This is a genomic window from Pseudomonas sp. 05N433, from assembly GCF_056396925.1.
In genome coordinates this window covers 88,820-111,020 of sequence record NZ_JBFTML010000006.1, presented here as the reverse complement: position 1 = coordinate 111,020, position 22,201 = coordinate 88,820, and the positions used below count along the sequence as shown (strand labels likewise).

At 58.2% G+C, this 22,201-nt stretch carries 23 protein-coding genes and 1 pseudogene; 12 read left to right on the top strand and 12 right to left on the bottom strand.

Going from position 1 to position 22,201, the window contains the following annotated elements:
* The 5 genes and pseudogenes from AC1DIS_RS04325 to colR form a co-directional block, all read right to left on the bottom strand.
* Entirely contained in the window at positions 1-228 is a 228-nt protein-coding gene (locus AC1DIS_RS04325) for a hypothetical protein (protein ID WP_026331876.1), read from the bottom strand.
* A pseudogene (locus AC1DIS_RS04320) lies at positions 225-368 on the bottom strand (lipopolysaccharide kinase InaA family protein); the annotation flags it as partial. The gene AC1DIS_RS04325 and the pseudogene AC1DIS_RS04320, both read right to left, overlap by 4 nt.
* 1 nt (position 369) lies before the next feature.
* Positions 370-1,038 carry a class I SAM-dependent methyltransferase gene (locus AC1DIS_RS04315; RefSeq protein WP_064616321.1) on the bottom strand — a complete coding sequence of 223 codons (669 nt, stop codon included), beginning with the start codon at positions 1,036-1,038 and terminating at the stop codon, positions 370-372.
* A gap of 141 nt (positions 1,039-1,179) precedes the next feature.
* A complete protein-coding gene (locus AC1DIS_RS04310; protein ID WP_064616320.1) occupies positions 1,180-2,460 on the bottom strand; it encodes a sensor histidine kinase in 1,281 nt (426 codons plus the stop codon).
* Positions 2,450-3,133 carry a two-component system response regulator ColR gene (gene colR, locus AC1DIS_RS04305; RefSeq protein ID WP_007938890.1) on the bottom strand — a complete coding sequence of 228 codons (684 nt, stop codon included), beginning with the start codon at positions 3,131-3,133 and terminating at the stop codon, positions 2,450-2,452. Before colR ends, AC1DIS_RS04310 begins: the two co-directional genes overlap by 11 nt.
* A gap of 201 nt (positions 3,134-3,334) precedes the next feature.
* On the opposite strand from colR, the gene AC1DIS_RS04300 reads away from it, so the two are divergent.
* Positions 3,335-5,284 carry an LTA synthase family protein gene (locus tag AC1DIS_RS04300; protein WP_477744531.1) on the top strand — a complete coding sequence of 650 codons (1,950 nt, stop codon included), beginning with the start codon at positions 3,335-3,337 and terminating at the stop codon, positions 5,282-5,284.
* Positions 5,285-5,337: 53 nt separating this feature from the next.
* The gene (locus AC1DIS_RS04295; RefSeq protein ID WP_064616318.1) at positions 5,338-6,081 is read left to right on the top strand and encodes a phosphatase PAP2 family protein; all 744 of its coding nucleotides are present in this window, start codon (positions 5,338-5,340) and stop codon (positions 6,079-6,081) included.
* 175 nt (positions 6,082-6,256) lie between these two features.
* Here AC1DIS_RS04295 and groL read toward each other — a convergent pair whose 3' ends face one another.
* The 4 genes from groL to AC1DIS_RS04275 all read right to left on the bottom strand — a co-directional run bounded on the left by groL (position 6,257) and on the right by AC1DIS_RS04275 (position 9,766).
* Complete coding sequence (gene groL / locus AC1DIS_RS04290) at positions 6,257-7,903, bottom strand: chaperonin GroEL (RefSeq protein WP_018926587.1); 1,647 nt, start codon at positions 7,901-7,903, stop codon at positions 6,257-6,259.
* Between the two features lie 49 nt (positions 7,904-7,952).
* Positions 7,953-8,246: a co-chaperone GroES gene (locus AC1DIS_RS04285; RefSeq protein WP_477780783.1), complete on the bottom strand. Its 294-nt coding sequence runs from the start codon at positions 8,244-8,246 to the stop codon at positions 7,953-7,955.
* 245 nt (positions 8,247-8,491) lie between these two features.
* The gene (locus AC1DIS_RS04280) at positions 8,492-8,968 is read right to left on the bottom strand and encodes an FxsA family protein (RefSeq protein ID WP_477744530.1); all 477 of its coding nucleotides are present in this window, start codon (positions 8,966-8,968) and stop codon (positions 8,492-8,494) included.
* 66 nt (positions 8,969-9,034) lie between these two features.
* Positions 9,035-9,766, bottom strand: coding sequence for a HugZ family pyridoxamine 5'-phosphate oxidase (locus tag AC1DIS_RS04275; protein WP_026286457.1), 732 nt, complete (start codon positions 9,764-9,766; stop codon positions 9,035-9,037).
* A 165-nt stretch (positions 9,767-9,931) separates the two neighbouring features.
* On the opposite strand from AC1DIS_RS04275, the gene AC1DIS_RS04270 reads away from it, so the two are divergent.
* Positions 9,932-10,690 carry an SDR family oxidoreductase gene (locus tag AC1DIS_RS04270; protein WP_018926591.1) on the top strand — a complete coding sequence of 253 codons (759 nt, stop codon included), beginning with the start codon at positions 9,932-9,934 and terminating at the stop codon, positions 10,688-10,690.
* Positions 10,691-10,754: 64 nt separating this feature from the next.
* Here the strand turns inward: AC1DIS_RS04270 and apbC are convergent, their stop codons facing one another.
* Positions 10,755-11,849, bottom strand: coding sequence for an iron-sulfur cluster carrier protein ApbC (gene apbC / locus AC1DIS_RS04265; protein WP_018926592.1), 1,095 nt, complete (start codon positions 11,847-11,849; stop codon positions 10,755-10,757).
* Positions 11,850-12,047: 198 nt separating this feature from the next.
* Here apbC and metG point away from each other — a divergent pair, with 198 nt between their 5' ends.
* The 8 genes from metG to AC1DIS_RS04225 all read left to right on the top strand — a co-directional run bounded on the left by metG (position 12,048) and on the right by AC1DIS_RS04225 (position 18,933).
* Positions 12,048-14,102 carry a methionine--tRNA ligase gene (metG, locus tag AC1DIS_RS04260; protein ID WP_477780782.1) on the top strand — a complete coding sequence of 685 codons (2,055 nt, stop codon included), beginning with the start codon at positions 12,048-12,050 and terminating at the stop codon, positions 14,100-14,102.
* Positions 14,103-14,246: 144 nt separating this feature from the next.
* Entirely contained in the window at positions 14,247-14,816 is a 570-nt protein-coding gene (locus AC1DIS_RS04255; RefSeq protein WP_477744529.1) for an electron transport complex protein RnfA, read from the top strand.
* Positions 14,813-15,817, top strand: a complete 1,005-nt coding sequence (gene rsxB, locus AC1DIS_RS04250) for an electron transport complex subunit RsxB (protein ID WP_477744528.1) — start codon at positions 14,813-14,815, stop codon at positions 15,815-15,817. The genes AC1DIS_RS04255 and rsxB overlap by 4 nt, the downstream gene beginning before the upstream one ends.
* On the top strand, positions 15,804-16,796 hold the full coding sequence (locus AC1DIS_RS04245; protein ID WP_477780781.1) for an RnfABCDGE type electron transport complex subunit D: 993 nt from the start codon (positions 15,804-15,806) through the stop codon (positions 16,794-16,796). The genes rsxB and AC1DIS_RS04245 overlap by 14 nt, the downstream gene beginning before the upstream one ends.
* Entirely contained in the window at positions 16,793-17,404 is a 612-nt protein-coding gene (locus AC1DIS_RS04240; RefSeq protein WP_064616314.1) for an RnfABCDGE type electron transport complex subunit G, read from the top strand. Before AC1DIS_RS04245 ends, AC1DIS_RS04240 begins: the two co-directional genes overlap by 4 nt.
* Positions 17,397-18,011: an Rnf-Nqr domain containing protein gene (locus tag AC1DIS_RS04235; RefSeq protein ID WP_018926599.1), complete on the top strand. Its 615-nt coding sequence runs from the start codon at positions 17,397-17,399 to the stop codon at positions 18,009-18,011. The genes AC1DIS_RS04240 and AC1DIS_RS04235 overlap by 8 nt, the downstream gene beginning before the upstream one ends.
* Positions 18,008-18,646, top strand: a complete 639-nt coding sequence (gene nth, locus AC1DIS_RS04230; protein WP_018926600.1) for an endonuclease III — start codon at positions 18,008-18,010, stop codon at positions 18,644-18,646. Before AC1DIS_RS04235 ends, nth begins: the two co-directional genes overlap by 4 nt.
* Before the next feature lie 107 nt (positions 18,647-18,753).
* On the top strand, positions 18,754-18,933 hold the full coding sequence (locus AC1DIS_RS04225) for a PA3496 family putative envelope integrity protein (RefSeq protein ID WP_018926601.1): 180 nt from the start codon (positions 18,754-18,756) through the stop codon (positions 18,931-18,933).
* Between the two features lie 91 nt (positions 18,934-19,024).
* Here AC1DIS_RS04225 and AC1DIS_RS04220 read toward each other — a convergent pair whose 3' ends face one another.
* Complete coding sequence (locus tag AC1DIS_RS04220; RefSeq protein WP_477780780.1) at positions 19,025-19,651, bottom strand: response regulator; 627 nt, start codon at positions 19,649-19,651, stop codon at positions 19,025-19,027.
* A 565-nt stretch (positions 19,652-20,216) separates the two neighbouring features.
* Between AC1DIS_RS04220 and AC1DIS_RS04215 the strand changes: the two genes are divergently transcribed.
* Positions 20,217-20,798 carry a hypothetical protein gene (locus AC1DIS_RS04215; RefSeq protein ID WP_064616313.1) on the top strand — a complete coding sequence of 194 codons (582 nt, stop codon included), beginning with the start codon at positions 20,217-20,219 and terminating at the stop codon, positions 20,796-20,798.
* Positions 20,799-20,972: 174 nt separating this feature from the next.
* Here the strand turns inward: AC1DIS_RS04215 and AC1DIS_RS04210 are convergent, their stop codons facing one another.
* Entirely contained in the window at positions 20,973-22,190 is a 1,218-nt protein-coding gene (locus AC1DIS_RS04210; protein WP_020799894.1) for an argininosuccinate synthase, read from the bottom strand.
* Positions 22,191-22,201 lie beyond the last annotated feature (11 nt).

Sequence of the window (22,201 nt, the reverse complement as noted above, 5' to 3'; positions counted from 1 at the left end):
TCAACTCTGTGGCCTCAGTCCCTGAGAAAGTCCGAACATGAACAGTAACAAGTCATGATCGGGTTGAGTGGCCACGGGTGCTTTGGCTACCCGGGGCAACGGACAATGTGCGTCGCCGTGCACGGAACTGAGGACCTGCGTGCGGGGCTGCTCCCAGGCAGCCACCGCCAAAGAAGCAACTGCCAAGGCTCCGGCTAAAAACAAACCTCGTGCAATTTCGAGTTTCATTGCGATAAGCCTTTGATAGCGCTGCCAAACGCCTTGTTATAAAAGTAGACGAGTTTTTCCCCGTCTGTATCGCTGAACGACGAGTGGCGACGCCCTTGCTTCAGGTCATGGGGCGCAGCTGCATAGTGCACTGTCATTCTGTTACCTCTTGCGTAATACATAGACCCGCCACATGGCATAGAGCGGTAAAAAATCCATTTGCCCCTGAATATGGAAACCCGCCTGCTCGAACTCCTTTTCAATCGTGGCAGCCGGTAACACAAATCGAGTCTGGTAACCTTCCTGCCCACGCATCCTCTCGGCGCGTTTGCGTTTCCAGGCCTTGAAATTGCCGTCTACCCATAGCGAAACGATCACGCTGTCGCGGGTGACACGCTCGAATTCACGCAGGATGGTCAGTCGTTGCTCGGCTTCACCGATGTGATGGAGCAGACGCATGCAGAAAATGCTGTCGACCGCGTTATCGGGCAAGGCAATGTCGAATGCAGACGTGTGCAAGGGTTGTACCCTTTTGACCACGTCGGCGGGTTGAGTGCGCATGGCAGTCTTGAGCATGGACACCGAGTTGTCGGCCCCGATGATGACACGGTTGTGCTTTTCCGCGAGCAACGGCCAGAAACGCCCGGCACCGCAGGGCAAATCGAGGACCAGGCCAGGTTCACCGGCCAACGCCAGGGCCTTTCGCGCCAGGTGTTCATCACGCCATTGGGACAGCCGGCGACCGAGCCCCACCTGGTGCTTGCGCACATTTTTCTGTGCGGGTTGATCGTCGTATTTTTCGGAGAAGCCGAGCTTTATCGGGCCAGCCATGACTGCAATCTCCTGAGCTTCTGATGACAACCACCTTAAGTTGCGGGGTGTCAGCGTCAGGTCATGCGTTGGTGAAAATTTCGTCAGGTAACCTCGGAATCATTTCAGGGTTTTACGGAGCCGATTTATTTTTCAACCCATTCACCGCTTTTTCTGACTCAACTCCACCTGGAAGCGACAACCGTTGGGCTCCATGTTCGTCAGGCTGACACTCCAGCCCTGGTTCTCGCAGATCCGTTGCACCAGCGACAGCCCCAGCCCCAAGCCCTCGCCACGCTTTTCGCTGCCGCGTACGAAAGGCTCGAACATCGCCTCGCGTTTTTCTTCCGGAATGCCCACACCACTGTCCTCGACCACGAACCCCGTATCCGTCAGGGCCAAGCGGATAAACCCATGCTCGGTGTAATGCAGCGCATTACGCAACAGGTTGCCCATCACCGCGTGCAGAAGCGTCGCGTTATAGCGAGTGTCCGGCGGGTTGCCCAACTCGACGTTCAACGTCAGGCCCTTGGCTTCGATCGGTTCGCGCCATTGGCAAAGCAACCCGTCGGCCACCTGACTGAGGCTCTGCTGGGGGCCCATGCTGGCGTCTTCATGCTGAGCGCGGGCCAGCATGAGGAAGGTCTGCACCAACTCGCGCATCTCTGCGCAAGCCCGGGCGATCCGCTCGACCTGGGCACGCCCGCGCTGATCGATGCCGGGGTTTTCCAGCAACAATTCACAGGAACTGGCCAACACCATCAATGGCGTGCGCAGTTCGTGGCTGACGTCACTGGTGAACAATCGCTCACGGGTCAACGCCTGACGCAAGCGCCCGAGGGTGGCGTCGAAGGCCACGGCCAGCTCGCCCACTTCATCGGCGGCATAATCCGGCGCCAGTGGCGGTGCCAGGCCCAACAGCTGATCGCGATGGCGTACCTGGCGGGCCAGTCGCACCACCGGCGCCATCACCTTGCGCGCCAGCACCCAGCCCAGAAATACCGCCAGCGCCAGGCTCAGTACGAACCCCACCAGCACTACGGCAAACAGCACCCGTTCACGCTCTTCGAAATCGCTCTGGTCCTGCAACAGCACGTAGCGCCGTCCGTCGACGATTTCGACCATGGCGTGATACGACAGATGGTCGCGAAAGACTTCATGAAAACCCGAGTCCAGGTGCCGCAAATCCTTGGGTAACTCAAAATCGCCCGGCCCGCCGCTGAAATAGAACAACTGGTCCGGCTCGGGGCGGTGGCTCCAGTCCGTCACGCTGTCCATCAGCAACAGGCGTTGCAAATCGCCACCCAGACCTGACGAAATCAGTTTCTCCTCCACCAGGTGCACGGTCGCGATGATGCCTATCGCGAAGGCTCCCGCGACCAATGCGCTCATCAACGCAAAGGCGATGATGATCCGTTGCGAAAGGCTCTGCTTAAACTCCATCACGGCCCTCGGCCAAGCGATAACCGACGCCGTGCACCGTGTGCAGCAGGGGTTTGGCGAACGGCTTGTCGATCACCTGGCGCAATTGATGGACGTGGCTGCGCAGGCTGTCGCTGTCCGGGCAGTCGTCGCCCCACAGGGCCTCTTCGAGAATTTCCCGGCGCAGCACGTGCGGGCTTTTCTGCATCAACACCGCCAGCAACTTCAGGCCCACCGGGTTGAGTTTCAGCAGACGGCCTTCGCGCGTCACCTCCAGGGTATCGAGGTCGTAGCTCAGATCGCCAACCTGCAAGGCACGGCGACCGCCACCCTGGGCACGGCGCATGACCGCCTCGATGCGCGCCGCCAGTTCTGACAGGGCAAAGGGTTTGATCAAGTAATCGTCGGCGCCGGATTTGAAGCCTTGCAGACGGTCGTCCAGTTGATCGCGCGCAGTGAGCATGATCACCGGCGTATCACGGCGGGCGTCTTCGCGCAGGCGTTTGCACAGGGTGTAGCCATCGATACCGGGCAGCATGATATCGAGTACGATCAAGTCGTAATGCTCGGTGGCCGCCAGGTGCAAGCCAGATAAACCGTCCTGCGCGCAATCCACGGTGTAACCTTTGAGCCCCAGATAATCGGCCAGGTTGGCCAGGATATCGCGGTTGTCTTCAACCAATAGAATTCGCATCGGCACCTCCTCCGTATACAGTAACGGCCGTCTTGGCCCGCGCAGCTTAAGGCCTAGTGTGACTCAGGGCTAGGGCGGCCGGTCGTAGAATCGATGCGCTCAACCAAATAATGGTGCTAACAAGTTTTTCACTGTCGGTTCACAACCCGACTACAGCGTTCAAGAGAAACTTTCGCGCGATTGATATAGGGAATGTAGATAATGGATTGTTTGAAGACGGCGCCAATGCGCTTTCTGCTACTGGTAACCGGTTCCTGGCTGGTCATTTTTCTCCTGACCCGAAGCGTTCTCCTCCTCACTCACCTGGATGAGGCAGGCAGCGGGCTCCTGTCCGTGTTTGGCATCGGCCTGCTTTATGACCTGGGTTTCATTGCCTACGCGGCGCTGCCCATGGGCCTCTATCTGCTGCTATGCCCGCCGGCCTTGTGGCGCCGCCGTGGCCATCGCTGGTTCCTTCAGGGCCTGCTGACCGTCAGCCTGTTCGCCATGCTGTTCACGTCGGTGGCCGAATGGCTGTTCTGGGATGAGTTCGGTGTGCGTTTCAACTTTATCGCCGTCGATTACCTGGTCTACTCCGACGAAGTGCTGAATAACCTGTTGGAGTCGTACCCGATCGGCAAGCTGCTGAGCCTGCTCGCGGTGCTGGCCGTGATTCTGAGCCTTGCGCTGCGCAAATCCTTCAACGCTGCGCTGGACGCACCATTGCCTGCCATGCGCGGGCGTCTGCTGAATGCACTCGGCCTGCTGATCGTCGCGGGCCTGAGCGCGCAACTGCTCAGCCAGGATGCGCCGCGCGCTCAGGGCGGTAATGCCTATCAGAACGAACTGGCGAGCAATGGCCCGTACCAGTTCTTCGCCGCCTTTCGCAATAACGAACTGGATTACCCGCAGTTCTACAGCACCCTGCCGACCTCCGTCGTCGCGCAACAGATTCGCGCTGAACTGACCGAGCCCAACGCTCGCTTCATCGGCGAGGATCCGCAGGACATCCGCCGGATGATCGATAATCCCGGCACCGAACGAAAACCCAACATCGTGCTGGTCACCATCGAAAGCTTCAGTGCCAAGTACATGGGCAGCAATGGCGACGATCGCAACCTGACACCAAACCTCGATGCCTTGCGCAAACAAAGCCTGTACTTCAATAATTTCTACGCCACCGGCACCCGCACCGATCGCGGCCTGGAGGCCATCACCCTGGCCATTCCACCGACGCCGGGGCGCTCGATCGTCAAGCGCGTGGGTCGTGAAAGCGGTTTCGCCAGCCTCGGCCAGCAACTTGGCGCCGTGGGTTACGACAGCGTATTCGTGTATGGCGGGCGCGGTTACTTCGACAACATGAACGCGTTCTTCAGCGGCAACGGCTATCGCGTCGTCGACCAGAGCAGCGTCGATGAATCAGAGATTCACTTCAAGAACGCCTGGGGAATGGCTGACGAAGACCTCTATAACCAGACCCTGAAACTGGCCGATGCCGACTACGCCAGGCAACAGCCGTTTCTACTGCAACTGATGACCACCTCCAACCATCGCCCCTACACCTACCCGGATAACCGTATCGATATCAAATCCGGTAACGGACGCGACGGTGCGGTGAAGTACACCGACTTCGCCATTGGTCAGTTCCTCGATCAGGCGCGCAAAAAACCCTGGTTCGATAATACAATCTTCGTCTTCGTTGCCGACCACACGGCTGGCAGCGCCGGCAAAGAAGACTTGCCGATCAGCAACTATCAGATTCCGCTGTTCATCTATGCACCGAAGCTGATCGACGCTCGGGAAACCGCACAGCTGGCCAGTCAGATCGACCTTGCGCCAACGTTGCTCGGGCTGCTGAACCTGGATTACCAGTCGACGTTCTTCGGTCGCAACCTGTTGCAGGACAATCCACTGCCACCGCGAGTGGTGGTTGGCAACTATCAACATCTGGGCTTGTTCGACGGTAAGGATTTAGCGATCCTGAGCCCGCGTGAGGGTCTGCGTCGCCACGACGATGCACTGACCGACAGTCGCGAATCACAGGCAACCACAGGTGATCCGTTGATCACCCGCGCAATCACTTACTACCAAACTGCCAGTCATGGCTTCAAGCAACAGCTGCTCGGCTGGAAAGCGCCCACGGAGGGCATCCGCCAAGTCAGCGAACGTTAATCGAATGGCCCCGGGCTGATGCCCCGGGGTTTTTCCATTCATCAGGATCCACCATGTCATCAACCGCTGTCCGTCCCGTCTCCCGCCCGCTCAATTTCTGGCTGTGCCTGGGAGTGCCCGCCATTGCGGCGATCACCCTGATGCTGCTCGAGTTGACGTCCCTGGACATGGACCTTGCCAAGCTGTTCTATGATCCGGTCGCCGGTGCGTTCATCGGGCGCCACAGTTATTTCCTGGAAAACATCCTGCATGACCGGGCCAAGCAAGTGGTCATTGCCTTTTCGGTGTTCTCTATCCTCGGCTTTGTCAGTTCCTTTTTCATTGAAAGGCTCAAACCGTTCAAACGTGAAATGGGTTGCCTGGTGTTGTCTCTGGCGCTGTCAACCTCCTTTGTCACTCCGCTCAAAGCGGCAACGGCGGTGCAATGCCCATGGAGCCTGGAACAATTCGGCGGACACGAAACCTACAGCGAACTGCTGAGTCCTCGCCCGCATACCGACAAGCCAGGCCGCTGCTGGCCCGGTGGTCATGCGGCGACCGGCTTCACCCTGTTTGCGTTGTTCTTTGTGTTGCGTGACCGACGCCCACGGCTGGCACGCTATGCGTTTATCTTCGCTTTCACGTTGGGCTCGGTGTTTTCCATCGGCCGGATGATGCAGGGCGCGCACTTCTTCTCGCACAACGTGTGGACGGCGATTTTCTGCTGGCTGTTTTGCCTGGGTGCGTACTACAACATCCTGTACCGGCCGGCCTCCAAGACTGAACAGGCGAACGAGGCAAAACCGGTCAGCGCCTGAACCGACGCCATTGCGGGCAAGCCCTGCTCCCACAGGTTTACGCAATCCACTGTGGGATCGTGGCTTGCCCGCGATGGATGGCCGCGACGCGATCTGCGGACCTACCAAAATGAAGGCAATAAAAAGCCCCGCCTGCTCGACGCAGGCGGGGCTTTTTTATAGGGGTAAGGCTGGCTTACATCATGCCGCCCATGCCACCCATACCGCCCATGTCTGGCATACCGCCGCCAGCTGCACCGTCTTTCTTCGGTGCTTCGGCAACAGCGGCCTCGGTGGTCAGGATCAGACCGCCAATCGAGGATGCAGCTTGCAGAGCCGAACGGGTCACCTTGGTTGGGTCCAGGATGCCCATTTCGATCATGTCGCCGTATTCGCTGGTGGCAGCGTTGTAACCGAAGTTACCCGCGCCTTGCTTGACCTTGTCGACAACCACGCTTGGCTCGTCGCCGGAGTTGGCAACGATCTGACGCAGTGGCGCTTCAACCGCACGACGCAGAACAGCGATACCGACGTCCTGATCGGCGTTGTCGCCTTTCAGTTCGCTGATGGCTTGCAGGGCACGGATCAGTGCCACGCCGCCGCCAGGTACCACGCCTTCTTCAACGGCTGCACGGGTAGCGTGCAGGGCGTCTTCAACGCGGGCTTTCTTCTCTTTCATTTCAACTTCGGAACCAGCGCCGACCTTGATCACTGCAACGCCGCCGGACAGTTTGGCCAGGCGCTCTTGCAGTTTTTCACGGTCGTAGTCGGACGAAGTGTCGGCCACTTGTTGACGGATCTGGGTCACGCGAGCCTGGATATCAGCCTCAACGCCGGCGCCGTCGATCACGGTGGTGTTTTCTTTGGACAGGATCACGCGCTTGGCATTACCCAGGTGTTCCAGGGTAGTGCTTTCCAGGCTCAGACCGATCTCTTCGGAGATCACGGTACCGCCGGTCAGAACAGCGATGTCCTGCAGCATGGCCTTGCGACGGTCGCCGAAGCCTGGAGCCTTGACGGCTGCGACTTTAACGATGCCACGCATGTTGTTCACAACCAGAGTCGCCAGGGCTTCGCCTTCAACGTCTTCGGCCACGATCAGCAGTGGACGGCCGGCTTTGGCAACGGCTTCCAGTACTGGCAGCATTTCGCGGATGTTCGAGATCTTTTTGTCGACCAGCAGGATCAGCGGACCATCCAGCTCGGCAGTCATGGTCTCTGGCTTGTTGACGAAGTACGGGGACAGGTAGCCACGGTCGAACTGCATGCCTTCAACAACCGACAGTTCGTTTTCCAGGCCCGAGCCTTCTTCAACGGTGATCACGCCTTCTTTACCGACTTTTTCCATGGCTTCGGCAATGATGTCGCCGATGGAGTTGTCGGAGTTGGCCGAGATGGTACCTACCTGAGCGATTGCCTTGGTGTCAGCGCAAGGCTTGGACAGGGCTTTCAGTTCCTTGACGATCGCGATGGTCGCTTTGTCGATACCGCGCTTCAGGTCCATCGGGTTCATGCCGGCAGCGACGGCTTTCAGGCCTTCGTTGACGATCGACTGAGCCAGAACGGTAGCGGTGGTGGTACCGTCGCCTGCGTCATCGTTGGCACGGGAGGCAACGTCTTTGACCAGCTGCGCGCCCATGTTTTCGAAGCGGTCTTCGAGTTCGATTTCTTTGGCTACGGAAACGCCGTCCTTGGTGATGGTCGGAGCGCCGAAGCTCTTCTCGATGATCACGTTACGGCCTTTCGGGCCCAGGGTCGCTTTTACTGCGTCAGCCAGAACGTTGACACCGGTGAGCATTTTCTTGCGGGCGGAGTCGCCGAATTTAACTTCTTTAGCAGCCATGATCGATATTCCTTAAATACTTTGTAGTAGCGGGAAAATGAGCGGGGAATCAGCCTTCGACAACAGCGAGAATCTCGTTCTCAGCCATGATCACCAGGTCTTCGCCATCGACTTTCACAGTGTTGCTGCCGGAGTACGGGCCGAACACCACCTTGTCACCCACTTTCACGGACAGTGCACGCACTTCGCCGTTGTCCAGCACTTTGCCTGGGCCTACAGCTAGGACTTCACCCTGGTTTGGCTTCTCAGCAGCCGAACCTGGCRGGACGATACCGCCAGCGGTTTTCTTTTCTTCTTCGCTGCGACGGATAACGACGCGGTCATGCAGAGGACGAAGCTTCATTGTCGATCTCTCCTAATTGTGGTTTTCATCGGCCGGTGTAGTCCCGGCGGGTTTAACAAATCCGGCGGCGCCGGGTGCGGTTCGTCGAGCGAACCGCGGAAGTCTGTCTGGCGCAATTGCCAGAAACCTTGCGGTGACCGTTACATAAGGGCGCGCGAGCCTATTTCAAGGGCCGAGAGCGAAATTTTTACGTCGATACCCTGAAAATGAACACGGCACCCAAAGGTGCCGTGTCGATGGACATGTTACTTGGAGTCGCGGTGTTCGAACTCGCCTTCGATCACGTTAGGCTCACGGCCCAACGGCTGACGTGGAGCAGGACCGCCCCGCGGCTGAAGGTCATCGGCAAACGCACGCTGGCGCATCGCTTGTTCCTCGGCGCGCTGGCGCATTTTATTGGCCAGCAGTTGACGAGAGATCGGCAGCAACATAATCAGACCCAGCACGTCGGTGACGAAGCCCGGCAGAATCAACAGCCCCCCCGCCAGGGCCAGCATCAGGCCTTCGAGCATGGTCTGGGCCGGCAACTCGCCGCGGCTCAGGCTTTCACGAGCGCGCAGCGCAGTAGCCAGACCGGCGATACGCAGCACGAACATGCCGAGCATCGAGCCGAGAATGATCAGCAGCAGGGCCGGGAAAAACCCGATCGCTGCGCTGACCTTGACGAATACGAACAGCTCCAACACCGGAAACAGTACAAAGAGCAACAAAAAAGGGCGCATCAAATGGTTCCTCAACGCAAGTAAGCCTTGCCAGTCTTCCTTAGATGACGTCGCCGTTTCGTGAATTCAAGCATCGGCCACTTGATTTTTCGGCCAATGTTCGGCGTGAGCCAGGAAAACCAAGGCTTCCCGGACTTGTGTCGGCGTATTACAAGGCGCTTGAAACGGCAGCCAGTAAAGCCCCTGGCCGATGCGCAAGTGCATGCCTTCGCTGTCGATGCCGACCAATTGCGCCGGCACGGTTTTCGGCAGGCCCGCCAAGTCGACATAGTGGGCGATGGCTTTGGCGTGATCGGCATTCATGTGCTCGACCATGCTCACTTCGGCCTTGCCGGCGAACGGGTTGGCGAGGGTCAGTTGGTCGACCCAGTGAATCGCGCCGAAGCCGCCGATGTAACGGTGGCGTACCGGTTTGAGCACCCAGAAATCGAAATCGTGGGCCTTGTGATAGTTCTGCGAATCCGGGAAATAGCGGTAGTAACGCTCGGCTGCCGCTTCGATGGCTGCGGTGTCCTCGAGCTTTTCTCCTTCGGCCAGGTAGGTCAGCCGACCAACGGCTTGCACGTCTTCGGCCTCGCGCTCACCCACCAGCAGCGAGCATTTCGGATCCTTCAGCAGGTTGTGAGTGTGCTGAGCGATGCGGCTGATAAGGATCAGCGGCCGGCCCTGTTCGTCCAGACAGTACGGAACCACGGAGCCAAACGGGAAACCGGGCATCGCTTTGGAGTGCGTCGAGAGCACTCCACGGTATTCCTTGAGAAGCAATTCTCGGGCATGCTTAGCCACTACAACGCTCAATTTATGACTCCTTATATAGATTCCGTCGAAAAAACGGACAGGCGTCTGGGTGAAAGTTCCAGTACGCCACAGGGGCAGTTCTCATGTGCAGCCAGGCCACATCAGGCTCAGATCGAGAGGCCCTCTAGAAGGAGAAACACTCCGATCGGCTATGGGGCTATGCGAATGCAACTCACTGACAAAGTAATCATTATCACCGGCGGTTGCCAGGGTTTAGGCCGTTCCATGGCCGAGTATCTTGCAGGTCGTGGCGCCAAGCTGGCCCTGGTGGACCTGAACCAGGAAAAACTCGACGCCGCCGTCGCCGCTTGCAAGGCCAAGGGTGTCGAGGCCCGTGCCTACTTGTGCAACGTCGCCGATGAAGAGCAAGTGACCCATATGGTCAGCCAGGTGGCCGACGATTTCGGCGCGATCCATGGCCTGATCAACAACGCCGGCATTTTGCGTGACGGCCTGTTGCTGAAGGTCAAGGATGGCGAAATGACCAAGATGAGCCTGGCCCAATGGCAAGCGGTGATCGACGTCAATCTGACCGGCGTGTTCCTGTGCACCCGTGAAGTCGCGGCAAAAATGGTCGAGCTGAACAACAGCGGCGCGATCATCAATATCTCGTCGATCTCACGCGCCGGCAATATCGGCCAGACCAACTACTCCGCCGCCAAGGCCGGTGTCGCTGCGGCGACCGTGACCTGGGCCAAGGAACTGGCGCGCTATGGGATTCGTGTGGCGGGCATTGCGCCGGGCTTCATCGAAACTGAAATGACCCTGAGCATGAAACCTGAAGCGCTGGAAAAGATGACTTCCGGGATTCCGCTCAAGCGCATGGGCAAACCCGAAGAGATCGCCCAGTCGGCGGCCTACATTTTCGAGAATGACTACTACACTGGTCGGATTCTGGAGCTGGATGGCGGGTTGCGTATCTAAAGCAATATCAAAAGATCGCAGCCTCGTGTCGAGCGAAGCGAGGCAGCGATCTCTTTTCAGCGATTTAATCGTCGCTGACGGTGATGTTCGGCATCGCCGGCGTCGCAGCTTCCTGCAACACGATCCGCGCGCCGACATGGCGGGCCAGTTCCTGGTAAACCATCGCAATCTGGCTGTCAGGCTCGGCGATCACCGTTGGCTTGCCGCCATCGGCCTGTTCGCGAATCAGCATCGACAGCGGCAACGAAGCCAACAGTTCGACGCCATACTGGTTGGCCAGCTTCACCCCCCCGCCCTCACCGAACAAATGCTCGGCATGCCCGCAGTTGGAGCAGATGTGCACGGCCATGTTTTCGACCACGCCCAGCACCGGGATGTTGACCTTGCGGAACATTTCCACGCCCTTGCGCGCATCCAGCAATGCCAGATCCTGCGGGGTGGTCACGATCACCGCACCGGCCACCGGGACTTTTTGCGCCAGGGTCAACTGGATGTCGCCGGTGCCTGGAGGCATGTCGATGACCAGGTAATCCAGGTCGCCCCAGGCCGTTTGCGTGACCAGTTGCAACAAGGCGCCGGACACCATCGGCCCACGCCAGACCATCGGCGTGTTGTCGTCGGTCAGGAAGGCCATGGACATCACTTCGACGCCATGGGACTCGATCGGAATGAACCATTTCTGATCCTTGACCTGAGGACGGGTGCCTTCAGGGATGCCGAACATGATGCCCTGGCTCGGACCGTAGATGTCCGCGTCGAGAATCCCCACTTTGGCACCTTCACGAGCCAACGCCAGCGCCAGGTTGGCGGCCGTGGTGGATTTGCCCACGCCTCCCTTTCCAGACGCCACGGCCACCACGTTTTTGACGTTGGCCAACCCCGGAATCTGTGCCTGGGCCTTGTGCGCGGCAATCACGCTGGTGATCTCGACACGGGCAGTGACCACGCCATCCAGGCCCTCGATGGCCATCTGCAACAACTGCGCCCAGCCACTCTTGAACAGACCGGCGGCGTAACCCAGCTCCAGCTGGACGCTGACGCGATCGCCCTGAATATCGATGCTGCGCACGCACCCGGCGCTGACCGGGTCCTGGTTCAGATAAGGGTCGGTGTATTGGCGAAGGACGGCTTCCACCGCTGCGCGATTGACGGCGCTCATGGGCAACTCCGATAGCAAGACTGGAAAATCAGGCGGGTATCCTAACCGTTCTGTCGCCTGGACGGGATGCTTTCAGAATATGACAAATATCTTATGACCGGCGGGTACAAAGGTCCGTGGAAGCTGGCCGTGGGGGTGAAAAATATGCGCCGGCGCTTTATAGTGGCCGACCTCCGTTTCATCAAGTAGCCGAGCCCCATGTCCGAGCCACGCAAGATCCTCGTCACCAGCGCCCTGCCCTATGCCAATGGTTCGATCCACCTCGGCCATATGCTGGAATACATCCAGACCGATATGTGGGTGCGCTTCCAGAAGCATCGCGGTAACCAATGCATTTATGTCTGCGCCGACGACGCCCACGGTTCGGCCATCATGCTGCGCGCAGAAAAGGAAGGCATCACCCCGGAACAACTGATCGCCAACGTCCAGGCTGAACACAGCGCCGACTTTGCCGAGTTCCTGGTGGACTTCGACAACTTCCACTCCACTCACGCCGAAGAAAACCGTGAGCTGTCGAGCCAGATCTACCTGAAGCTGCGCGACGCCGGGCACATCGCCACGCGCTCGATCACGCAGTACTTCGACCCGGAAAAGAAAATGTTCCTGGCCGACCGCTTCATCAAGGGCACCTGCCCGAAATGCGGCACCGAAGACCAGTACGGCGACAACTGCGAAAAATGCGGTGCAACCTACGCGCCGACCGACCTCAAAGATCCGAAGTCGGCAATCTCCGGCGCCACGCCGGTGCTCAAGGATTCCCAGCACTTCTTCTTCAAGCTGCCGGACTTCCAGGAAATGCTGCAAGCCTGGACCCGCAGCGGCACCTTGCAAGAGGCCGTGGCCAACAAGATCGCCGAATGGCTGGACGCCGGCTTGCAACAGTGGGACATCTCCCGCGATGCGCCGTACTTCGGCTTCGAAATTCCTGATGAACCAGGCAAGTACTTCTACGTGTGGCTGGACGCGCCGATCGGCTACATGGCCAGCTTCAAGAACCTGTGCAACCGTACGCCTGCACTTGATTTCGACGCGTTCTGGGGCAAGGACTCCACCGCCGAGCTGTACCACTTCATCGGCAAGGACATCGTCAACTTCCACGCCCTGTTCTGGCCAGCGATGCTCGAAGGCGCCGGTTTCCGTAAACCGACCGGCATCAACGTGCACGGCTACCTGACCGTCAACGGTCAGAAGATGTCCAAGTCCCGCGGCACCTTCATCAAGGCCCGGACCTATCTGGATCACCTGTCGCCGGAATACCTGCGCTACTACTACGCGKCCAAGCTGAGCCGTGGCGTCGATGACCTGGACCTGAACCTCGAAGACTTCGTGCAGAAGGTCAACTCGGACCTGGTCGGCAAAGTCGTCAACATCGCCAGCCGTTGCGCCGGTTTCATCAACAAAGGCAACGCTGGCGTGCTGGTGGCCGGCAACGCCGCGCCAGAGCTGACCGAAGCGTTCCTGGCCGCAGCACCGAGCATCGCCGAAGCCTACGAGGCGCGTGACTTCGCCCGGGCCATGCGCGAAATCATGGGCCTGGCCGACCGAGCCAACGCCTGGATCGCCGACAAGGCGCCATGGTCGCTGAACAAACAGGAAGGCAAGCAGGATGAAGTCCAGGCCATTTGCGCCCTGGGTATCAACCTKTTCCGCCAATTGGTGATTTTCCTCAAGCCGGTGCTGCCGCTGCTGGCCGCCGATGCCGAGGCGTTCCTGAACGTCGCACCGCTGACCTGGAACGACCACGCCACCTTGCTCAGCAACCATCAGCTGAACGAGTTCAAACCGTTGATGACCCGCATCGACCCGGTAAAAGTGCAAGCCATGACCGACGCCTCGAAAGAAGACCTGACCGCCAGCCAGACCGACACCGGCGAAGCTGCCGCGCCTCAAGGCAACGGCGAACTGGCCAAGGATCCGCTGTCGCCGGAGATCGAGTTCGATACCTTTGCCGCGGTCGACCTGCGCGTCGCCCTGATCCTCAAGGCCGAAGCCGTCGAAGGTGCCGACAAACTGCTGCGCCTGACCCTGGACATCGGTGACGAGCAACGCAACGTGCTCTCCGGCATCAAGAGCGCCTACCCGGACCCGGCCAAGCTTGAAGGTCGCCTGACCATGATGATTGCCAACCTCAAGCCCCGCAAAATGAAATTCGGGATCTCCGAAGGCATGGTGATGGCGGCCGGCCCTGGTGGCGAAGAAATCTATCTGCTGAGCCCCGACAGTGGCGCCAAGCCAGGTCAGCGCATCAAGTAAAGTCCTGCGCTAAACCGATCCCACAGTCGTGCCCGGCGCGACTGTGGGATTTTCATATCTGGCCCACCCTCCTTCCTTGCCGGATAATGCCTAATCTCTTTTTAGAGAGCCCCTTAAGAAAGCCCTGTTCTTACCGGCACGATCATGACCGAACTGCTTCTTACGCTTATCAGCGCTGCCCTGATCAACAACCTCGTGTTGCACTGGCCGCTGGGCGTCGATCCGGTGCTGGGCAGCGAGCGGCGACAAGTGCATGCATTGGGCATCGCGACGACGTGCCTGATGCTGATCGTCGGCACGCTCGGCCATGCGCTCTACCACTGGCTGCTGGTGCCGCTGGGGCTGACGTCGCTGCGACTGTTCGTATTCCTGCCGCTGAGCGCTCTGCTGATCGGCCCGCTGCTGAAACTGCTTCCACGGTTATTCGCCAAGCTTTCATTCGAGGGTCTCTGGCCCCTGCTGCTGGGCAATGCCGGCGTGCTTGGGCTGACCCTGCTCAACGCTCAGGACGACAAGGGACTTTTCCACGCCATAGCCTTGAGCCTCGGTGCCGGGCTGGGTTTCTGGCTGGTGCTGAGCCTGTTCAGCGACTTGCGCCAACGCACACTCGATAACGATGTCCCCCTGCCCTTTCGCGGCCTGCCGATCGAATTGATCGGCGCCGGATTGATCGCAGTGGTTTTTCTCGGATTCAGCGGGCTGATCAAAACATGAGTCTGATTCAACGCATCGATGCCCTCTTGCCGCAGACCCAATGCGGCAAGTGTGGCCACCCCGGATGCAAACCGTACGCCGAAGGCATCGCCAGCGGCGAGCCGATCAACAAGTGCCCACCGGGCGGCAGCGAAACCATCGCGGCCCTCGCCGAGCTGCTGAAAGTGCCGGTGCTGGAACTGGACGTCAGTCGCGGTTCGGCACCGGCGCAAATCGCGTACATCCGCGAAGCCGAATGCATCGGCTGCACCAAATGCATTCAGGCCTGCCCGGTCGACGCGATTGTCGGCGCGGCGAAATTCATGCACACGGTCATCGTCGACGAATGCACCGGTTGCGACCTCTGCGTGGCGCCCTGCCCGGTGGATTGCATCGAGATGCATCCGCTACCGCTGGCCACGCTGCCGATTGTCGGTGGGCTGGCGTTCAGCCTGGAGGAGCAACAGGCCCGGGCCGCCAAGCGCAACCGCGCGCGACGTCGCTTCGAACAGCGCAATGCCCGCCTACATCGCGAAGAGGAACAGAAACTCGCCGAACGTCAGACCCGCGCCCAACGCGCCGTGCAGCACAGTGAAGTGACGCTCGACCCGGTTCAGGCCGCGCTCGAGCGCGTGCGTGCGCAGAAGGCCGCCAATGCCGATGCGGCGCTGAAAAAGGCCAAGGTCGATCTGGCGATGAGTCGGGCGCAGCTGAATAAATCGCTCAAGGCCTTCGGGCATCCACCGACCTTCGAACAGCAATCGCAACTGATCGTGCTGCAACAGCAGTTCGAAGCTGCCGAACAGGCGCTGTCGCTGCTGGAAAGCAGTGCACCGGTGGTAGCTACTCCACCTGTTCCGACAAACGATGCCGAGCTGAAACGGGCGAAGATCCAGTTGGCCATGCGCCGCGCCGAACTCAAGAAGGCTCAAACAAACGAAGCGCCGGCCGAACAGATCACAGCATTGCAACATGCGCTCAGCGAAGCCGAGCGGCAGGTGGATGCCTATGCCGCCCCTTGAATCGGTGGATGAACGCCTTCAGCAGGCCATGAAGCTGGTGTTGCTGGCCACCCTGCCGGGAATGCTGATGTTGTTCTGGCTGTACGGTTGGGGCGTGTTGATCAACCTGATTCTGACGGCAGCTACCGCACTGGCCGTTGAAGCAGCGGTGTTACAGCTGCGCAAGCAACCTRTAAAACCGACAGTGAGCGATGGCAGTGCGCTGGTCAGCGCGACCCTGTTGGCCCTGGCCTTGCCGCCTTATTGCCCATGGTGGCTGACGGTCRGCGCTGCGGCATTCGGACTTTTTTTCGGCAAGCACCTGTATGGCGGCGTCGGCAGGAATCCGTTCAACCCGGCGATGCTCGGTTTCGCCCTGGCTTCAGTGACGTTTCCTCAGCAAATGACCCATTGGCCGTCGTCCCACGGCATGGACTTCCTCGCTGGCCTGCAACAAGTGTTCGGCTTCAACCTCGGCCAGACACCAGACGCGTGGGCCCAGGCCACCGCGCTGGACAGCCTGCGAATCAACAAAAGCCTGACCATGGACGAACTGTTTGCCGGCAACCCGGCATTCGGCCATTTCGGCGGCCGGGGCGTGGAATGGGTCAACCTGGCCTTCCTGGCCGGCGGCGCGTTTCTGCTGCAACGGCGGGTGTTCAGCTGGCATGCGCCGGTCGGCATGCTCGCCAGCCTGTTCGTCATCAGCCTGTTGTGCTGGAACGGTTCGGGCTCCGATTCCCATGGCTCGCCACTCTTCCATCTGCTCACTGGCGCGAGCATGCTGGGTGCCTTCTTCATCGTGACGGAACCGGTATCCGGCGCGAAAAACCCCACGGCCCGGTTGCTGTTCGGCGCCGGAGTGGGGCTGCTGACTTACTTGATTCGCACGTGGGGCGGCTATCCCGACGGGGTGGCTTTTGCCGTCCTGCTGATGAACCTCTGTGTACCGGCGCTGGAGCGGTTTGCTGCCTCCAGACAAGCGCAGGTCAGCCCATGAACCGAGCGACAAGCGTTGTGACCCTGGTATTACTGGCAGGCCTGGGGACAGGCGCGACTTACCTCGCGCAGTACACCAGCGCCGCACGCATTGCCGCCGAACAACGCCTGATCGACAGCCGCAATTTGCTGGATCTGCTAGCGCCCGACAGCTACGACAATCAGCCACTGGAACACCCCCTCAACGTCGAAAAAACACGCCTGCCCAACAGCACGCTGCTGAATGGCTATCTGGCGTCCAAGGCCGGCCAACCGAGCGCCGTGTTGCTGCGCAGCCAGACACTGGGCTACGCCGGCGCCATCGATTTGCTGATCGCCATCGACCCCCATGGCACGTTGCTGGGGGTCAAAACCCTCAAGCAATCGGAAACCCCGGGGCTGGGCGGCAAGCTCGCCGACTGGCCCAATGCCTGGCTGCAAGTGTTTACCGGCAAGTCTCTAGGTGAACCAAGCGACACTGGCTGGGCCTTGAAAAAGGACCGAGGGCAATTCGATCAGATCGCAGGCGCGACCATCACCTCAAGAGCGGTGATCAATGCCACCCACGATGCATTGCGTTACTTCGATGAACACCGGCAACCGCTGATCGGGAGCAGCGCCCATGAATAAGTCATCAACCCTGCAGAACTCGCTGATGCTTGCGCCTCTGATCGGCGTCACTGATTCGTTGGTAACGGCTCTAGGCCTGTGGCTGATGTTCGCTCTGGTGCTCAGTGTTTATGACGTGAGCATGGGTATCTTGCGCTCACGACTGATTCCGGCAACCCATTTACTGGCCTGCCTCCTGCTGGCTGCCACACTGACCAGTTGTGTGGAACTCGCCATGCAAGCCTGGTCGCTTCAATGGCACCAGCATCTGGGGTTCTATACCGGATTGATCGCCTTGCAATGCGTGGTGCTGGAACATAACGGTTTTTTCCAGGGCACAAGGCGTGACCGCCTGCGCCTGTGCGGCCTGTTCGGCGCCTTGATGATTGGCCTGGGCCTGCTCCGCGAGCTTATCGGCAACGGGACACTGGGTAGCCATCTGCCCTGGCTGACCGCTGCCATGCAACCGGACTGGCAAGGTTGGGTGCTCACCGCTGACGGTGGCCTGCGCTTGGCCACGCTGGCCCCCGGCGGGTTTATTCTGCTGGGGCTGCTGATCGCCGCACGTCAGGCCTGGACCCGCCCCTCCCCCACATTGACCTCCTTCGAGGAAACGCATCGCCCATGAATGCCGCAAAACGTCTGGAAATTTTCCGCAGGTTTCACGAAGACAATCCTGAACCGAAGACCGAGCTGGCCTATTCCTCGCCGTTCGAACTGCTGATTGCCGTGATTCTCTCGGCGCAATCGACCGATGTCGGCGTCAACAAGGCCACCGCCAAACTGTTTCCGGTGGCCAATACGCCGGCGGCGATTTATGCCTTGGGCGTTGAAGGATTATCGGAGTACATCAAGACCATCGGCCTGTATAACAGCAAAGCAAAAAACGTGATCGAAACCTGTCGCTTGCTGGTAGAGCGCCATGGCGGTGAAGTACCGCAGACCCGCGAAGCGCTGGAAGCGTTGCCCGGCGTCGGCCGCAAGACCGCCAATGTGGTGCTCAATACCGCCTTTCGTCAGCTGACCATGGCCGTGGACACCCACATTTTCCGGGTCAGCAACCGTACCGGCATTGCTCCGGGCAAGAATGTGGTCGAGGTGGAGCAGAAACTGATGAAATTCGTGCCGAAGGAGTATCTGCTCGACGCCCATCACTGGCTGATTCTCCACGGACGCTACGTTTGCCTGGCCCGCAAGCCGCGTTGTGGCAGCTGCCGGATCGAGGACTTATGCGAATACAAGCAAAAGACCTCGGACGATTGAGGCTCTATTAGTTTTCTTGATTAGCCGATTGAAAAAATCTTTTTTACCCGCCGGGAAATTGTCGATATAAGGAGCGCCAAAGGCAGTCTTAGCCTGGAGTTAACCTTATGAGCACTGGCAAAGAGCAATTGGACGTAGAAGACGACTTCACCGCCGTTGAGGCCGATGACGCAGAACCGGTGGTGGAAGTAGCGAAGACCAACCTGAGCAAACGCCGCACCATCGACAATCTGCTGGAGGAGCGCCGACTGCAAAAGCAATTGGCCGATTACGATTTTGACCTATGACACCTAAAAGCCTCCCGAAACGGAGGCTTTTTACTAAGTGCCCATCCCCGACAAACGCCCGCTCATCGCCCCTCGTCAAACGCTGGCATACTCATACCAGGCCATTACGTTGAGCCAATTCAATAAGATCGACCAGTGAGCGAGCATTGAGCTTCAGCAACAGGCGAGTCTTGTAAGTACTGACGGTTTTATTGCTGAGGAACATCCCATCGGCGATTTCCTTGTTTGTCTTTCCTCGGGCCAACTGCTGAAGGACCATCATTTCCCGCCCGGACAAACGATCCACCATATCGGCTTCACTGGCATTCCCAAGACTGGAGCGCACAGTATGCAGCGCCTGATTAGGAAAGTAGCTATAACCTGACAATACAGCCTTTATTGCACTGAGCAACTCAGTAAGGTCCTGTTGTTTACAGACATATCCGGCGGCACCCGATTGCATACAACGCATGGAAAAATGTCCTGGAGCCTGGGACGTCAATATCAGCACTTTAAGAGGCATCGCCGCCGAGGTCAGGCGCGCGATAACTTCCAACCCATCCAGCTTCGGTATTCCAATATCCAGGATAACGATATCCGGCATAAGTTCACGAGCAAGTTGCAATGCAWCCACGCCATTGTCTGTTTCTGCAATGACTTCGTAGCCATGACGCTCCATTAGCATACGTACCGCAAGACGAATGACGGGGTGATCATCCACGATCAGCACTTTATTCATGGGCAATTCCAATTTTCGCTGTTCGAATTTTTAGAGCCCGCACCATAGCCTAGTCGTTTCACCCATGGCATGCCGTCCCCCTCGACCACTCGCACCGAGAGACATTACCTACAAACAACACGGATTATTCCTACAAGAAATCATTGCGCATGATGAGCCAGGGATTTTATTGGCCGAACACTGCTAAACGCTTCGACAATGTCTTTGTAACAATTCACCCCCCAAAAAAACAGGGTTCAACGCCCTTGGTCCGACAGACCGTGACTATTAAGCTACCCTTAAAGGCAACGAGTATCTTGCAGAATCTTACATAACCTGGCCCGAACCACTCGAAAAAACTTACATACAGCAACACTTCACAACTCAAACAAACCCACACAACTTTAAAACAAATAAACAGCCATACCCAGACCCAGAACAATACAGTTACTATATCAACCTCAACCACACAACAAAAAGAAACTTAAAATAACAAATACAAAAAAACACACTCATACATGCATCACCACCAAAACACACCCTATAAACCAACAGAGAAAAAGATAATACCTAATGAGTAAAAAACATGACAAAACTCAAAAAAAGAATCACCAACCCCATGACAATCATTGCAATATTTGCAGCACTGTCCGAAACATCAGCTGCTGTATCGCTGCCCTTTCTTGACCACAAGGAGAGAGAACTCTACATCTGGTTTCTGATCAGCTTTCCCTTTTATTTGCTTTTTCTTTTCTTCGCCACACTTAACTTCAATTATCGATCGCTTTACGCGCCCTCCGATTTCGAGAAGGGAAAGCATTTTATAAAAGTCATGGACAACGCTGATCACTCTGGAAACAGCACTTCCAGTGTGTCGCCTGAACGCTCGGTCCAACACCATGTGCAGCTGCCCGCGCCGCTAAAGGATCTGCACATCATTGATGCACGCTGGATAACCAAAAAAATGGGGTTCAGCGCCCTGATGGAGAGTATCCAGCACGCGCCGGATAATCCTGCACACGTGATCGTATTTCTCACGTGTGCCGATTCGGAGGTAGTGCTGAAGGACAGTGCGCTCAAACACTGGAAACAACTAAAGAAACGCAGCAACGCAACGTTCTGTGTTTCTTACAATTTGAGCTCACATGGCGTGACGATCATGGGCTAGGTTTTGACCCGTCGCACAGAGCAAGGCAGCCCTTGAAGTGAGATCAAAGGCAGGCAGCAAAAGGAACGGTTGGAAGAAACCAGCAGAAAGCGAAACGTAATATGCAGCAGCCCTTTTTCAGAACTGTGGCCTTGTCATCGACAAGGCCACAGTTCCATTACCGCATCAAAGGTCTCAGAACAGCTTGCGGCCTTTGTTCGCCGCGATACGCATGCGCAAGGCGTTGAGCTTGATGAAGCCCGCCGCATCGGCCTGGTTGTAGGCGCCGCCATCTTCCTCGAAGGTCGCGATGTTGGCGTCGAACAACGACTCGTCGGACTTGCGTCCGGTGACGATCACGTTGCCCTTGTACAGTTTCAGGCGCACTACGCCGTTCACGTGGGCCTGGGAAGCATCGATCATCTGTTGCAGCATCAGACGCTCTGGGCTCCACCAGTAGCCGGTGTAGATCAGACTGGCGTATTTAGGCATCAGCTCGTCTTTGAGGTGAGCCACTTCGCGGTCCAGGGTGATCGATTCGATCGCACGGTGAGCGCGCAGCATGATGGTGCCGCCAGGCGTCTCGTAGCAGCCACGGGACTTCATGCCCACATAGCGGTTTTCGACGATGTCCAGACGGCCGATACCATGTTCGCCACCGATACGGTTCAAGGTCGCCAGCACGGTGGCCGGGGTCATTTCGACACCGTCCAGTGCAACGATGTCGCCGTTGCGGTAGGTCAGTTCCAGGTACTGCGGTTTGTCGGGAGCTTTCTCCGGGGAGACGGTCCAGCGCCACATGTCTTCTTCGTGCTCGGTCCAGGTGTCTTCCAGCACGCCGCCTTCATAGGAGATGTGCAGCAGGTTGGCATCCATCGAGTACGGGGATTTTTTCTTGCCGTGACGCTCGATCGGAATCGCGTGCTTCTCGGCGTAGTCCATCAGCTTCTCACGGGACAGCAGGTCCCATTCGCGCCATGGAGCGATCACTTTCACGCCTGGCTTCAAGGCGTAGGCGCCCAGTTCGAAACGAACCTGGTCGTTGCCCTTGCCRGTCGCGCCGTGGGAAATGGCGTCAGCACCGGTTTCGTTGGCGATTTCGATCAGGCGTTTGGCGATCAACGGACGAGCGATGGAAGTACCCAGCAGGTACTCGCCTTCGTAAACGGTGTTGGCGCGGAACATCGGGAACACGAAATCACGCACGAATTCTTCGCGCAGATCGTCGATATAGATTTCTTTTACGCCCATGGCCTGTGCCTTGGCGCGGGCCGGTTCGACCTCTTCGCCCTGACCCAGGTCAGCGGTGAAGGTCACTACTTCACAGTTATATGTATCCTGCAGCCACTTGAGGATCACCGAAGTGTCCAGGCCGCCGGAATACGCCAGAACGACCTTGTTTACGTCCGCCATGCCATCACTCC

What these genes read in the sequence shown, in the direction of transcription:
- AC1DIS_RS04295 (WP_064616318.1), top strand. Translation starts at nt 5,338, where the DNA reads ATGTCATCAACCGCTGTCCGTCCCGTCTCCCGCCCGCTCAATTTCTGG.
- AC1DIS_RS04270 (WP_018926591.1), top strand. Translation starts at nt 9,932, where the DNA reads ATGCAACTCACTGACAAAGTAATCATTATCACCGGCGGTTGCCAGGGT.
- groL (WP_018926587.1), bottom strand. Translation starts at nt 7,903, where the DNA reads ATGGCTGCTAAAGAAGTTAAATTCGGCGACTCCGCCCGCAAGAAAATG.
- AC1DIS_RS04235 (WP_018926599.1), top strand. Translation starts at nt 17,397, where the DNA reads ATGAATAAGTCATCAACCCTGCAGAACTCGCTGATGCTTGCGCCTCTG.
- AC1DIS_RS04325 (WP_026331876.1), bottom strand. Translation starts at nt 228, where the DNA reads ATGAAACTCGAAATTGCACGAGGTTTGTTTTTAGCCGGAGCCTTGGCA.
- AC1DIS_RS04300 (WP_477744531.1), top strand. Translation starts at nt 3,335, where the DNA reads ATGGATTGTTTGAAGACGGCGCCAATGCGCTTTCTGCTACTGGTAACC.
- AC1DIS_RS04215 (WP_064616313.1), top strand. Translation starts at nt 20,217, where the DNA reads ATGACAAAACTCAAAAAAAGAATCACCAACCCCATGACAATCATTGCA.
- AC1DIS_RS04240 (WP_064616314.1), top strand. Translation starts at nt 16,793, where the DNA reads ATGAACCGAGCGACAAGCGTTGTGACCCTGGTATTACTGGCAGGCCTG.
- rsxB (WP_477744528.1), top strand. Translation starts at nt 14,813, where the DNA reads ATGAGTCTGATTCAACGCATCGATGCCCTCTTGCCGCAGACCCAATGC.
- AC1DIS_RS04225 (WP_018926601.1), top strand. Translation starts at nt 18,754, where the DNA reads ATGAGCACTGGCAAAGAGCAATTGGACGTAGAAGACGACTTCACCGCC.
- AC1DIS_RS04255 (WP_477744529.1), top strand. Translation starts at nt 14,247, where the DNA reads ATGACCGAACTGCTTCTTACGCTTATCAGCGCTGCCCTGATCAACAAC.
- apbC (WP_018926592.1), bottom strand. Translation starts at nt 11,849, where the DNA reads ATGAGCGCCGTCAATCGCGCAGCGGTGGAAGCCGTCCTTCGCCAATAC.
- AC1DIS_RS04280 (WP_477744530.1), bottom strand. Translation starts at nt 8,968, where the DNA reads ATGCGCCCTTTTTTGTTGCTCTTTGTACTGTTTCCGGTGTTGGAGCTG.
- AC1DIS_RS04310 (WP_064616320.1), bottom strand. Translation starts at nt 2,460, where the DNA reads ATGGAGTTTAAGCAGAGCCTTTCGCAACGGATCATCATCGCCTTTGCG.
- nth (WP_018926600.1), top strand. Translation starts at nt 18,008, where the DNA reads ATGAATGCCGCAAAACGTCTGGAAATTTTCCGCAGGTTTCACGAAGAC.
- colR (WP_007938890.1), bottom strand. Translation starts at nt 3,133, where the DNA reads ATGCGAATTCTATTGGTTGAAGACAACCGCGATATCCTGGCCAACCTG.
- AC1DIS_RS04315 (WP_064616321.1), bottom strand. Translation starts at nt 1,038, where the DNA reads ATGGCTGGCCCGATAAAGCTCGGCTTCTCCGAAAAATACGACGATCAA.